The sequence below is a fragment of the Aeribacillus sp. FSL k6-2211 genome, from assembly GCF_037966125.1.
Taxonomy (GTDB): domain Bacteria; phylum Bacillota; class Bacilli; order Bacillales; family Aeribacillaceae; genus Aeribacillus; species Aeribacillus composti.
In genome coordinates this window covers 2,444,417-2,457,956 of the sequence record NZ_CP150190.1, presented here as the reverse complement: position 1 = coordinate 2,457,956, position 13,540 = coordinate 2,444,417, and the positions used below count along the sequence as shown (strand labels likewise).

At 39.0% G+C, this 13,540-nt stretch carries 16 protein-coding genes; all 16 read left to right on the top strand.

Annotation, left to right across the window (positions count from 1 at the left end):
* Positions 1 to 57 precede the first annotated feature (57 nt).
* On the top strand, positions 58 to 1,164 hold the full coding sequence (gene murG / locus NSU19_RS11765) for an undecaprenyldiphospho-muramoylpentapeptide beta-N-acetylglucosaminyltransferase (protein ID WP_063388495.1): 1,107 nt from the start codon (positions 58 to 60) through the stop codon (positions 1,162 to 1,164).
* A 16-nt stretch (positions 1,165 to 1,180) separates the two neighbouring features.
* Positions 1,181 to 2,092 (top strand): UDP-N-acetylmuramate dehydrogenase, encoded by a 912-nt coding sequence (gene murB / locus NSU19_RS11760; RefSeq protein WP_311066250.1) that lies wholly within the window; start codon positions 1,181 to 1,183, stop codon positions 2,090 to 2,092.
* 172 nt (positions 2,093 to 2,264) lie between these two features.
* A complete protein-coding gene (locus tag NSU19_RS11755; protein ID WP_063388493.1) occupies positions 2,265 to 3,056 on the top strand; it encodes a cell division protein FtsQ/DivIB in 792 nt (263 codons plus the stop codon).
* Entirely contained in the window at positions 3,043 to 3,750 is a 708-nt protein-coding gene (locus NSU19_RS11750) for a DUF881 domain-containing protein (protein WP_063388492.1), read from the top strand. The genes NSU19_RS11755 and NSU19_RS11750 overlap by 14 nt, the downstream gene beginning before the upstream one ends.
* Positions 3,751 to 3,799: 49 nt before the next feature.
* Positions 3,800 to 4,522 carry a DUF881 domain-containing protein gene (locus NSU19_RS11745; protein ID WP_232515562.1) on the top strand — a complete coding sequence of 241 codons (723 nt, stop codon included), beginning with the start codon at positions 3,800 to 3,802 and terminating at the stop codon, positions 4,520 to 4,522.
* A gap of 2 nt (positions 4,523 to 4,524) precedes the next feature.
* Positions 4,525 to 4,896: a small basic family protein gene (locus tag NSU19_RS11740; RefSeq protein ID WP_311066249.1), complete on the top strand. Its 372-nt coding sequence runs from the start codon at positions 4,525 to 4,527 to the stop codon at positions 4,894 to 4,896.
* Between the two features lie 129 nt (positions 4,897 to 5,025).
* Positions 5,026 to 6,312: a cell division protein FtsA gene (gene ftsA, locus NSU19_RS11735; protein ID WP_063388490.1), complete on the top strand. Its 1,287-nt coding sequence runs from the start codon at positions 5,026 to 5,028 to the stop codon at positions 6,310 to 6,312.
* A 41-nt stretch (positions 6,313 to 6,353) separates the two neighbouring features.
* Entirely contained in the window at positions 6,354 to 7,487 is a 1,134-nt protein-coding gene (ftsZ, locus tag NSU19_RS11730) for a cell division protein FtsZ (RefSeq protein WP_063388489.1), read from the top strand.
* Between the two features lie 705 nt (positions 7,488 to 8,192).
* A complete protein-coding gene (gene spoIIGA, locus NSU19_RS11725) occupies positions 8,193 to 9,119 on the top strand; it encodes a sigma-E processing peptidase SpoIIGA (protein WP_063388488.1) in 927 nt (308 codons plus the stop codon).
* Positions 9,120 to 9,170: 51 nt separating this feature from the next.
* Positions 9,171 to 9,890 (top strand): RNA polymerase sporulation sigma factor SigE, encoded by a 720-nt coding sequence (gene sigE / locus NSU19_RS11720; protein WP_063388487.1) that lies wholly within the window; start codon positions 9,171 to 9,173, stop codon positions 9,888 to 9,890.
* Between the two features lie 131 nt (positions 9,891 to 10,021).
* Positions 10,022 to 10,798 carry an RNA polymerase sporulation sigma factor SigG gene (gene sigG, locus NSU19_RS11715; protein WP_063388486.1) on the top strand — a complete coding sequence of 259 codons (777 nt, stop codon included), beginning with the start codon at positions 10,022 to 10,024 and terminating at the stop codon, positions 10,796 to 10,798.
* A gap of 95 nt (positions 10,799 to 10,893) precedes the next feature.
* Positions 10,894 to 11,145 carry a YlmC/YmxH family sporulation protein gene (locus NSU19_RS11710; protein ID WP_063388485.1) on the top strand — a complete coding sequence of 84 codons (252 nt, stop codon included), beginning with the start codon at positions 10,894 to 10,896 and terminating at the stop codon, positions 11,143 to 11,145.
* A gap of 82 nt (positions 11,146 to 11,227) precedes the next feature.
* Complete coding sequence (gene pgeF / locus NSU19_RS11705) at positions 11,228 to 12,055, top strand: peptidoglycan editing factor PgeF (RefSeq protein WP_066246584.1); 828 nt, start codon at positions 11,228 to 11,230, stop codon at positions 12,053 to 12,055.
* A gap of 3 nt (positions 12,056 to 12,058) precedes the next feature.
* Positions 12,059 to 12,730, top strand: coding sequence for a YggS family pyridoxal phosphate-dependent enzyme (locus NSU19_RS11700; protein ID WP_339196642.1), 672 nt, complete (start codon positions 12,059 to 12,061; stop codon positions 12,728 to 12,730).
* A 22-nt stretch (positions 12,731 to 12,752) separates the two neighbouring features.
* Positions 12,753 to 13,214, top strand: a complete 462-nt coding sequence (locus NSU19_RS11695; RefSeq protein ID WP_339196640.1) for a cell division protein SepF — start codon at positions 12,753 to 12,755, stop codon at positions 13,212 to 13,214.
* 9 nt (positions 13,215 to 13,223) lie between these two features.
* The gene (locus NSU19_RS11690; protein WP_063388481.1) at positions 13,224 to 13,487 is read left to right on the top strand and encodes a YggT family protein; all 264 of its coding nucleotides are present in this window, start codon (positions 13,224 to 13,226) and stop codon (positions 13,485 to 13,487) included.
* Positions 13,488 to 13,540: the final 53 nt, after the last annotated feature.

Genomic DNA, 13,540 nt, shown 5'->3' with positions numbered 1-13,540 from the left:
TCAGCCTCTTTTAACTGTTTTATAAAAAGTTTCTAACATTTCAGGGGGGCTTTTTGAATGAACATTGTCGTAAGTGGAGGAGGAACCGGCGGTCATATTTATCCTGCGCTTGCTTTCATAAAAGAAGTGAAAAAATATGACCCTCATGCCAATTTTTTATATATAGGGACGGAAAATGGACTGGAAAAAGAGATTGTGGCACGGGAAGGGATCCCGTTTAAAGCGATTAAAATTAGCGGTTTTAAACGAAAGCTGTCGTTTGATAATGTTAAAACAGTTTATCGATTTTTCAACAGCTTCGCCATCTGCAAAAAGCTGCTAAAAGAGTTTCAGGCGGATGTTGTAATTGGGACTGGAGGATATGTTTCGGGACCAGTCGTTTATGCAGCCAGCAGACTCGGAATACCGACAATCATCCACGAACAAAACAGCGTGCCTGGTTTGACTAATAAATTTTTAGCAAAATATGTTGATAAAGTCGCCATTTCTTTTGAAAGCTCCAAAAAATTTTTTCCGGAAGAAAAAGTTGTTCTAACAGGAAATCCTCGCGCGCAGGAAGTGATTGGCGGCGATCGGGCAAAAGGTAAATCATCTTTAAATTTAACAGAGAATGTAAAATCCGTGCTCATCTTTGGAGGAAGCCGCGGGGCAAGACCGATTAATGAATCTGTCCTCAGCATCCTTGACGAATTATCGAAAAAGCCGTATCAAATTGTTTATGTCACCGGTGAGGTTCATTACAAGCAAATAATGGAACAAATAGGTGATTGCGGCCGGCTGAAAAATATTATTATCAAACCGTTTATCCACCAAATGCCGGATGTGCTGGCAGCAGTTGATTTAATCGTATCAAGAGCAGGTGCTACGACTTTAGCGGAAATAACAGCGCTTGGTCTTCCAAGCATATTAATTCCAAGCCCGTATGTTACAGCCAATCATCAAGAAGCAAATGCCCGCACACTCAGTGAAAGAAACGCTGCCGTTTTATTGCTTGAACAAAATTTAACAGGGCATCGTTTGTTAACGTTGATCGATCAAATTTTACTGAATCCGGAAACGTTGAAGAGCATGAGCGAAGCTTCTTTTGAACTGGGAGTTCGTGATGCAGCCAAAAGGCTTTATCAAGTCATGAACGAACTTGCCGCTGCTAATAACAAGATTTGAAAATGGGGGGATACATGTGAAGCAGCTGTTGGAAGAGTTAATTCGAGCTGATGTAGGAAAAGTGCTTGAGAATGAGCCGTTAAAAAAACATACAACGATGAAAGTCGGCGGACCGGCAGATGTGTTTGTCGAGCCAAAAAGCATTGAAGGCTTAATGAAAACAATGGAAATCATCAAAAAGCATCATGCAGATTGGCGCGTAATAGGGAGAGGATCCAATTTACTTGTTTTAGATGAAGGAATTGCCGGGGTCGTAATTAAATTAGGAAACGGCATCAGCCATTTAACCATTCAAGATGAGGAGATCACAGTAGGGGGAGGCTATTCATTAGTCAGCCTGTCAACATTGATCAGCAGAAAAGGATTGTCTGGTTTAGAATTTGCCAGCGGCATTCCCGGATCTGTAGGCGGTGCGGTCTATATGAATGCGGGTGCGCACGGCTCGGATATTTCAAATGTTCTCAAAAAGGCGCATATTTTGTTTGCAGATGGGACATTAGAATGGCTTTCCAATGAAGAAATGGAATTTTCATATCGCAGCTCCATCTTGCAAAAAAAGCGCCCGGGAATATGTTTAGAAGCGGTATTTCAATTAAAAAAAGGAGATAGAGACAGCATCGTATCCACTATGCAAAAAAATAAAGAATATCGCCGTGAAACACAACCTTGGAACCATCCTTGCGCAGGAAGCATTTTCCGAAACCCCCTTCCTCATTATGCTGGTCAGCTCATTGAAAAAGCCGGCTTAAAAGGCTACAAAATCGGAGGCGCAAAAATATCGGAGATGCACGGGAATTTTATTGTCAATGAAGACAATGCAACAGCTTCAGATGTTCTGGCCCTCATCGATTTTGTAAAAAAGACGATTTACGAGCAATTCCAAATCAAAATGGAAACGGAAGTTGAAATTGTTGGAAGGAATAAATAGGAAAAATCTTTCTCCCTTTCAGCTTGTACATTATGTTATAATATTTCAACAAGATTTTTTTAAAACGGCATGCTATTGCCGTTTTTTCACCTTTAAACATTTTTTGCTCCTTTTGGACAAACTTATATATTAAACCTGGATTCAATGAATCTAGGATGGGGTGAACATAGACTTGGAAAAAGAAAAAATCGTTTCAATCGAGGATCGGATACCGAAGCTCAAGCAGCAGCGCAAACAAAAGGCAAATAGGAGATTTATACTATTTATTCTCACCTTCTCCTTGCTTATTTTATTAATTATTTATTTAGAAACGCCGTTAAGCAAAGTGAAAAACGTAGAAGTGAGCGGAAATGTCAATGTTCCCAGCGATGAAATCATTTCGCTTTCCGGTATCGATCAACAGACGAATTTTTGGAGTGTTAATAAAGAAAAAACGATCAAAGCCTTGAAAAAACATAAAGAAGTGAAAGGTGCGAACATAGTCAAAATTTTCCCTCACACCATTCGGATTGAAATTGAAGAAATGAAACGAGTAGCCTACGTGTCCAATGGATCATCCTTTTACCCGGTTTTGGAAAACGGGGAAACTTTAGATGGACAAAAAAGCGTAAAAGTGCCTGATGCTCCGATCTTATTCGGTTTTGACGATGCTGAATTTGCTCATCTCATGACTGAACAATTGACAAACCTTCCGCATTCCATTTCCAATTCCATTTCTGAGGTTCACTATACGCCGGAAAAAATGGATCCGTACATAATTACATTATTTATGAACAACGGCTATGAAGTGAGAGCTTCTATGAAAACTTTTGCTGAAAAAATGCGTTCATATCCAATGATTGTAAAAGAACTCAACCCGAAAGTAAAAGGGATTATCCACTTAGAAGTCGGTTCTTATTTTGAGCCTTACAGCAAGAAAGGATCACAGAAGAATAAAGGGGACAAAGCCGATGAGGAAAGCTAATGCCAGCCATGTCATGTTATTTTTTATTATGCTCGTCGTCGGTTTCTTAATTTCATATTCTTTTCAATGGACAAAAGAAAGAAAAGATTTGAATGTATCACCAGAACAGTGGGAAAAAGAATATGAAACAAGAAAGCTGCTGATCAATCAAGAAGAAACAAACCGGAAGCTCCAGGAGGAGCTTTTTCAAAAACAAAAAAAAGTTACAGAAATTGAAGAGCAATTGAAAAAAGAGAAAGAGCTTTATTATAACTTAGTTGAAGATGTTGAAAAATTGAGGATGTTTGTAGGAGAGGTAGGGGTTGTCGGCGAAGGGATTGAAGTGACGCTCGAAGACTCTTCTTATGTTCCAGAAGGGGAAAATGTGAACAATTATATTGTTCATGAAAGCCACATCTTTAAAGTTGTGAATGAATTGCTCATTTCAGGTGCGACCGCTGTAGCGATCAACGGACAAAGAATATTCCATCATTCTTATATCATCTGTAACGGCCCCGTCGTAACGGTAGATGGAAACCAATTTCCCGCTCCATTTGTTATTTCTGCCATCGGAGATGCTGAGGTATTGACGCAGGCGCTAAACATTGCAGGAGGCGTTTTGGATCAGCTTGCCTATGAAAATATTGTTGTAAAGGTGGAAAAGAAAAAAGAAATTAAAATGGGGCCCTATTTGTCAAATGAACTGGATGATTAGCGGAAACCCTAGCTAACCTAGCTCTAGAAAAAAGAAAGGTGATGGACGATTGATTAAACCAAAATGGAAATTTGCCTTTACATTTTCCATCATTACAACAATTTTTGGGTTTATGCTTGGCGTGCAATATCGATCCATAGAAGAACCGGACGAGCGTGATACGAGGGATATGTGGGAGCTCCGTGAAGATTTAAAAAGAGAACAGAAGCTTCAAGTGGAATTGTTAGAAGAAATCCGCAAATATGACCAAATGCAAAGGGAAATGGAAAAAAACGAAAGTCCTGAAAAAGCGTTGAAAGATACTTTAGAAGAGCTGAAGGCGAAAGCGGGTTTAACCGAAGTAAAAGGTGAGGGTGTCGTTCTCACAGTTGAGCCTTTGTTTGACAGCAACCTGCTCGGAAAACCTATTCAGCCGATTTCGCCAGAGCTTTTAAAGCGTCTGATCAATGAAGTGAACTCTTATGAAGCAAAAGAAATTTCAATAAACGGATACAGAGTTGTCAACACAACCGTTATCCGCGATATTAACGGAATAACGAAAATTGACGGAAACAGTCTGAACACTTACCCGATTGAAATCAAAATTTTATCAAACGACGCTGAAAAACTTTACAGTAAAATAAATGGATCTGCATTGAAAGACGATTTTGCGATTGATAATTTGAAATTGACCGTATCTGCACCGCAGAAACAGCTAATTATACCGCCTTATGAAAAATCGATCCGCATTCAAAATATGGCACCTCTTAAAGATGAAAAGGAAGGGAATTAGTTATGTGGCTCCCGGTTATCGGAATTCTTTTAGGTATCGTCTTAGGTCTGTACAGCAACATTCAAATTCCAGATGAATATTCCAACTATTTATCAATAGCCATACTTGCTGCGCTTGATACTCTGTTCGGGGGATTCCGGGCATACTTGCAAAATTCTTATGATGAGCTTGTGTTTGTTTCCGGATTCTTTTTTAATATACTTTTAGCTGCAAGTTTAGCTTTTCTCGGCGTTCATCTTGGTGTAGACTTGTATTTAGTAGCAATGTTTGCTTTTGGAGTTCGGCTTTTCCAAAATATAGCGGTTATTCGCAGAATTTTAATCGCAAAATGGAACAGCGGCAGAAATACGAACAAAAAAAAATCCAACTTTTAAAAGGGAAAATAGATCAAGTGTTGAATTTACACATATACAAATTGAAACAAATATGTAACGTTCGTTTCATTGTATTGTTCTATTGGACGTAATAGAATAGTAGTATTGGATAAGGAGGTGCCAAAAGCATTGAACAGCAATGAAATATTTGTCAGTCTTGACATCGGTACATCCAATGTAAAAGTAATCATTGGCGAAATGATGGATGAATCGTTAAACGTTATTGGTGTTGGTAATGTGAAATCAAAAGGCTTAAAAAAAGGATCAATTGTTGATATAGATGAAACCGTTCATTCTATTAAAAAGGCTGTGGAACAAGCGGAAAGAATGATCGGCATGCCCCTCCATAAAGTTGTTGTCGGTGTGAGCGGCTCTCATGTAAAACTTCAAGATTGTCAAGGAGTAGTGGCAGTTTCAAGTGAAAACCGAGAAATTCAAAATGAAGATGTAAGGCGTGTCATTGAAGCTGCACAAGTTTTATCCATTCCCCCAGATCGGGAAATTATAGATTGCATTCCGAAGCAGTTTATTGTAGACGGTCTTGACGGGATACATGATCCAAGGGGAATGTTGGGAGTAAGGCTGGAAATGGAAGGACTGCTCATCACCGGATCAAAAACTATTCTACATAATTTACTGCGCTGCGTTGAACGTGCAGGCCTTGAAATTACGGATATTGCACTTCAGCCTCTCGCATGTGGTTCAGTTGCTTTATCCAAAGACGAAAAAAATTTAGGCGTAGCTCTTATCGATATTGGCGGGGGATCCACTACCATTGCAGTTTTTGAAAACGGAGAGTTAAAAACAACTTCCGTTCTACCGGTTGGGGGAGAACACATTACCAACGATTTATCAATTGGTCTTAGAACTTCCACAGAAAATGCTGAAAAAATTAAAATTAAACATGGACATGCCTTTTATGATCATGCATCTGAAGACGAGGTGTTTGATGTTCCGATTATAGGCAGCGATAAAATGCAAAAATTCAATCAGCTTCAAATAGCTGATATTATTGAGGCTAGAATGGAGGAAATTTTTCTGCTTGTAGCTCAAGAAATTGCAAAACTGGGCTTCAGGGAATTGCCCGGAGGTTTCGTGTTAACTGGCGGAAGTGCAAACATTCCTGGTGTGCTTGAACTTGCTCAAACTGTACTCGCCCACAATGTTCGGATTGCTAGCCCCGACTACATAGGTGTTAGAAATCCTCAATACATGACAGGTGTCGGTCTCATCCAGTTTGCCTACAAAAATGCAAAAATTCAAGGGAGACGGATTGGATCGAAGGTGGAGGTGGAACAGATTAAGCAAACTGTTCCGAGTGAAGCGAATGAAGTGACTTTAAAGCAAAAAACGAAGCGTCAAAATGAAGAAAAAATGAGCAGAGTGAAGAAATTTTTTGGGTACTTTTTCGAATAAATTTCGTCAATAGAGCATTGATGGATTAGGGAGGATTTTGCATGTTGGAGTTCGATACGAATATTGACGGCTTTGCAACAATTAAAGTTATTGGAGTAGGAGGCGGCGGAAATAATGCCGTCAACCGGATGATTGAACATGGTGTGCAAGGTGTAGAGTTCATTGCTGTCAACACTGATGCACAAGCATTAAACCTTTCAAAAGCAGAAACAAAAATGCAAATTGGCGCAAAATTGACAAGGGGCCTTGGTGCAGGAGCAAATCCAGAGGTCGGAAAAAAAGCTGCTGAAGAAAACAAGGAACAAATTGAAGAAGCTGTAAAAGGTGCAGACATGGTGTTTGTAACGGCTGGAATGGGAGGAGGCACCGGAACTGGTGCAGCACCTGTCATTGCGCAAATTGCCAAAGATTTAGGAGCACTGACGGTCGGCGTTGTCACGAGGCCGTTCACGTTTGAAGGAAGAAAACGCGCTATGCAGGCGGCTGGTGGAATTGCAGCCATGAAAGAAGCCGTTGACACTCTTATTGTGATTCCGAATGACAGACTTCTTGAAATTGTTGATAAAAATACGCCGATGCTTGAAGCTTTCCGTGAAGCGGATAACGTTCTTCGTCAAGGAGTGCAAGGTATTTCTGATTTAATTGCTGTGCCGGGACTCATCAATCTAGACTTTGCGGACGTGAAAACGATTATGTCGAACAAAGGTTCTGCATTGATGGGAATCGGAGTAGCAACGGGAGAGAACAGAGCGGCTGAAGCTGCCAAAAAAGCAATCTCAAGTCCGCTTCTTGAAACTTCAATCGATGGGGCGCAAGGAGTATTGATGAACATTACCGGCGGAACAAATTTAAGCCTATATGAGGTTCAAGAAGCAGCCGATATTGTTGCATCAGCCTCGGACCAAGATGTCAACATGATCTTTGGATCTGTTATTAATGAAGATTTGAAGGATGAAATTGTTGTAACAGTGATTGCAACTGGATTTAGAGAAACTGAAATAAATCCTAGCAAGCAAGAAGCGAGACCATTTGCTCCTAATAAGAAGCCAAATGTTGCAACTAAGCGTGAAGTGAAAAAGGAAGAGCCGACTCACGACATTACGAGCCGTGCATTGCAGCAGGCAGAAGATACGCTTGACATCCCGACATTTTTAAGAAACAGAAAGCGCCGCTAAAAAAAGCATGGGTGACAATAGACGTCATCCATGCTTTTTTCTTAAAGCTCATCAAGCGGGCAAAATGGAAGGTTTTTAATATTTGCATGCGTAAAACAGTTTAAATATTGGACTGGAACATAAATATTTGCAGGATTCAGAGATTCCTTTTAGGCATGATTTGTTCAAAAATCGCATTACGGCGGAAAGAATCAAAAAATTATGTAAAAATAGATAAACAGATTTGAACGCGTTCCCGAAAATAGCAAAACGAATGAATCAAAACTTTATGAAAAAATACGACATGCCATTTGAAAAAAATGCGGATCCTTGCTGAAAATTTAATGCCATGTATATGGTAAGTTCTAATATTTTTTGTGGAATATAAATTGCAGATATATACGCGAAAGGACCTGGCTTTTTAGCCAGGCTTTTTCCTCGTTCTGACAAAGTATACATTTTTAAGAAAAGATCTCCTGTAATTTCCCCATCGTCGCTTAACGAAAGTGTTTACAACTTCAGCAATTTAGCTTTCTTCCTCTAAAAGGCTAGTACAGTTTTTTTCTTTAACCATTTTTCCATTCGACGAAAATATTAGGAATCCGTCAAAAATTGTATGCTGTACTCGGCACTATTTGACACAATTTGGAATGAATAGCGTTTATACTACCTATTAATAGCAAGTCAGAAGCCCAGAAAATTGAATGGTGGGAGAGGAAGAGGCGGTTGACCATTTATTTGGATGCTATTTGGCTGATGAATTTTTGCTTTGATATCATGCTCCTTTTTCTTACAGCAATCATCTTAAAGAGAAACATTGTATGGAAAAAAATAATGATTGCTTCGCTCATCGGCTCCGCTATTGTGATATTGCTTTTTTCGCCTTTCGCACAGCTGGCGAGCCGTCCGGAATCAAAACTAATCCTCTCATGTGTGATGGTTCTTTATGCTTTTGGCTTTAAGAAGTTTCGCTACTTTATAGAAAATTTATTGACTTTCTATTTTGTCACTTTTGCAGTTGGGGGAGGTATGCTTGGCACTTATTATTTTTTTCAAGTAGGCTTTTCATTTCAAAATAACATGATTTTAACAAATGGAAATGGCTTCGGAAATCCTGTCAGCTGGTTATTTATCGTGGTCGGCTTTCCGATTATTTGGTATTTTTCCCGCTTGCGGCTTGAACAGGTTGAAGCAAAAAAAATCCACTATGATCAAATTGTCGATGTTTCGATCACGATGATGGAGAAAAAAGTAACAGTAAAAGGATTGATTGACAGCGGCAATCAATTGTATGATCCCATCACTAAGAAGCCAGTCATGATTGCCGAAGCGGAAAAATTAATGACCGTGTTTCCTGAAAGTATGCACCAAGTCATTTCAAATCGAAATCCTATGGAGGCTGTGACAGCGATAGAACAGAAAGAATGGATCGGCAGGCTGAAAATTATTCCGTACCGGTCAGTTGGCCAGGATCTTCAGTTATTATTAGCCGTAATAGCAGACGAAGTGGTGATTCATACAAAAGAAGAATCATTAATGCTGTCCCGCCCGCTTATTGGACTAAATCATTCGCGGCTTTCAAGCGAAGACGATTATCAATGCATTATTCATCCAAAAATGATCCAGACGGGTAAACAAAAAGATGCTTCTTAGCCTTTATTCATAGCATACTCATAAACCAATTTGTTTAGAAGGGGGAACAACATGAAAAAAATTAAGCTTTATCTCACGTATATATGGTACAAGTTTTTAACAAAATTAGGGATCAAAACAGATGAAATTTATTATATCGGCGGAAGCGAAGCGCTGCCGCCTCCGCTTTCGAAGGAAGAGGAAGAAATACTGTTAAAAAAACTTCCGAGCGGCGATAAGGCTGCCCGTTCGATTTTGATTGAACGAAATTTGCGCCTTGTCGTGTATATTGCCCGAAAATTTGAAAACACCGGCATCAATATTGAAGATTTGATCAGCATTGGGACGATCGGGCTAATTAAAGCAGTCAACACCTTTAATCCCGAAAAAAAGATCAAGCTTGCGACATATGCATCTAGATGTATAGAAAATGAAATATTAATGTATTTGCGCAGAAATAATAAAACAAGATCTGAAGTTTCTTTTGATGAACCGTTGAACATTGATTGGGATGGAAATGAACTGCTTCTTTCGGATGTTCTCGGAACAGAAGACGATATTATTACAAAGGATTTGGAGGCTAATGTTGACCGAAAGCTATTAATGCGGGCGCTGCAGCAATTAAATGAACGAGAAAAACAAATAATGGAGCTTAGGTTTGGATTGCATGGCGGAGAAGAAAAAACGCAAAAAGATGTGGCTGACATGCTCGGGATTTCTCAATCTTACATATCAAGATTGGAAAAAAGAATTATTAAGCGTCTTCGAAAAGAATTTAATAAAATGGTGTAATTTTTGCTTGCTAGTCGCATGTATAGCGAAAAATCAACAGCGTGTTCACTCTGAAAAGCTTGTGCATATTTTTCCCCTTCAAGGAGATACTTAACTTAAGACAGCAAGAACTCCTGTAAGGGGGAAACGAAATGACAAGAAATAAAGTTGAAATTTGCGGTGTTGATACTTCGAAGCTTCCTGTTTTAAAAAATGAAGAAATGCGAGAATTATTTAAACAAATGCAAAGCGGTGATTTATCAGCCAGAGAAAAGCTTGTCAACGGAAATTTGCGACTCGTTTTAAGCGTTATCCAAAGATTTAATAACAGAGGCGAGTTTGTCGATGATCTTTTTCAAGTAGGATGTATTGGGTTGATGAAATCTATAGATAATTTTGATCTGAGCCAAAACGTAAAATTTTCTACTTATGCTGTACCGATGATCATCGGTGAAATTCGTCGATATTTGCGAGACAACAATCCGATACGTGTTTCAAGATCATTGCGTGATATTGCCTATAAAGCTTTGCAGGTGCGTGAAAAACTCATGAGCGAAACGTCACGTGAGCCGAAGGCAGAAGAAATTGCTAAAGAGCTGAATGTGCCGCATGAAGAAATCGTTTTTGCTTTAGACGCCATTCAAGATCCAGTTTCATTATTTGAACCGATTTATAACGACGGCGGTGATCCGATCTTTGTCATGGATCAGTTAAGCGACGAGCGAAACCGCGATTCCAAGTGGATTGAAGAAATTGTTCTAAAAGAGGGGATCAGACGATTGAATGATCGGGAGAAGCTGATATTGAAAAAAAGGTTTTTTCAAGGCAAAACACAAATGGAGGTAGCAGAAGAAATCGGCATTTCCCAAGCTCAAGTTTCTCGGCTTGAAAAAGCTGCCATTAAACAAATGACCAAAAATATTCAATAATCATTGGGCCACATTCTTTTGAATGTGGCCCTTTATCATCATTCAAAAAAAAACTCATATACTGATTGTAAAAATACTTGAGGGGAGAAGCCGGCATGATCCATATTTCCGATTTGCAAATAAAAGATGTTGTGAATGTCCATGACGGAAAAAAATTAGGAAGCATTGAAGACGTTGACATCGACTTAAAAACTGGTAAAATTCAAGCGATCATGATCACTAGTCAAGGGAAGGTTTTAGGTTTTTTTGGAAAAGGGGAAGAAATTGTCATTCCTTGGAGGAACATCGTAAAAATCGGAAAAGATGTTATTTTAGTAAGAGTTTCGAAAAATGTTGAAACAGAATAAGAATCGCACGAATTTTGGTTAAATGTTGGCTTAAAGATATGTTAAAATAAAAATAAGAGAATTGTCGAAGAGGAATGGTACAATGAAACATGAACCGTTTCAATTAACAGATGAATCTTTTTTCTCCATACCTGCTTGGGTGAAGCTTCATTCTCAGATTACAGCAGGTTTTACGACGAGAAAAGGAGGATTTTCCAAGAATGGTTTTGCTTCATTAAATTTAGGTCTTCATGTGAATGATGAAAAGGAAACGGTGATCAAAAATCGAAAAATCATTGGGGACAAAATTCGTTTTGATCTACCAAACTGGGTATGTGCCGATCAAGTCCATGACAAACAAATTGTCAAGGTAGTAAATAAACATAAAGGATCAGGGGTTTTTACATATCGTCAATGCATCACTCAAACGGACGGCCTATACACATCGGAAAAAAATATATTACTTTCCCTTTTTTTTGCTGATTGTGTTCCGATTTTCTTTTTTTCTCCAAAAGACTCACTGATTGGCATCGCACATGCGGGCTGGAGAGGGACTGCGAAAAATATAGCAGGTGAAATGATCGACAGTTGGGTTTTGCACGAAGGTGTGCAAGCTCAAAATATATTTGCAGCCATAGGTCCTTCAATCGGCGAATGCTGTTATGTCGTCAATGACGATGTGATCGATGCGATCAAACCTCTTTTTGACAATGAGACGACATTTTATAAACAGCTTGAGAACGGCCTTTATTCTATTCATCTTGCAGAAATCAACAAAAGATTGTTAATGAAAAAAGGAGTGCCGGAACATCAAATCCTATTGACCTCATATTGTACAAGCTGCGATCAAGATTTGTTTTTTTCCCATCGAAGAGATCAAGGGAAAACAGGACGAATGATGGGATTTATCGGTTTGAAGGAGGGATACTAAGCCTTGTCAGTGAAAGAAAATTTAGCACGAATCCAACAGGAAATCGAACAAGCATGCAAAAAATCAAATCGAAAAATAGATGATATCCAAATTATTGCAGTGACGAAATATGTAACGGTAGAACGGGCTATAGAGGCGATAAATTCAGGCATTTTACACTTAGGCGAAAACAGGGATGACGGTTTTTTATCGAAATATAACAGCATTGGGTCAAAAGCTGTCTGGCATTTCATCGGCACACTTCAAACTCGAAAAGTGAAAAATATTATAGACAAGGTCGATTATATTCATTCGTTGGATAGAATATCGCTAGCAAACGAAATTGAAAAAAGAGCAGATCGAACGATCAAATGCTTTGTGCAAGTAAATACATCTGGCGAACAGTCAAAGCATGGCGTGGCTCCTGAACAATGCATTGATTTTATTCAACAGTTGAAGGAGTATCGCCATATCGAAGTTGTCGGATTAATGACAATGGCTCCATTTACAGACGAGGAAGAAGAAATCAGAAGATGCTTCCGAAGTTTAAAGCAATTGCAGGAACAAGTGAAAGCTCTAAATATAGCGAATGCACCATGTACAGAGCTATCAATGGGGATGTCCAACGACTACAAAATCGCGGTTGAAGAAGGGGCTACTTATCTTCGCATCGGCTCCTCGCTAGTAGGTACATAAAACGAAACTGGAGGTAAATCAGATGAGCTTAAAGAATAAATTTAAAAGCTTTTTTGCTCTCGATGATGAAGATTATGAGATTGAAGATATGGAAGCTCCGGAAGATAAACACCAACATGAACCGATTATGTTCAATCACAACAGCAGCGTTGAAAAAAATGCCGCTTTCGGAAAACAAAATGTTGTAAGTTTGCAAAGCGCCCAAAAATCTACTAAAGTAATATTATGTGAGCCAAGAACGTATTCAGAGGCGCAAGAAATTGCTGATCATCTGAAAAACCGCCGTTCATGCATTGTCAATTTGCAGCGGATCGGGCATGATCAGGCAAAAAGAATTGTTGATTTTTTAAGCGGCACTGTTTATGCGATTGGCGGAGACATCCAGCGTGTTGGAACAAACATATTTTTATGTACCCCAGATAACGTAGATGTCGCCGGCTCCATTTCCGATTTCATGGCAGATGATGAAAATAAAAGGTGGTAGAAATGATTGATGGGGACAATATATAACATATTAAGTTTTTTGCTCGATATTTATTCCTATGCGATTATCATTTATATTTTAATGTCTTGGTTTCCGAATGCAAGGGAAACGTCCATTGGACAATTTTTAGCGGCTATATGTGAGCCTTATTTAGAACCGTTTAGAAGAATCATTCCTCCATTAGGGATGATTGATGTATCTCCTATTGTTGCATTGATTGCCCTGCATTTTGCAGATTATGGGCTGTATGCTCTTTTTAGTATGATTTCATAAAATTCATTCGCCGATTGACATTCGAATTGTTTTGTATGCCAATCGGCTCTTTT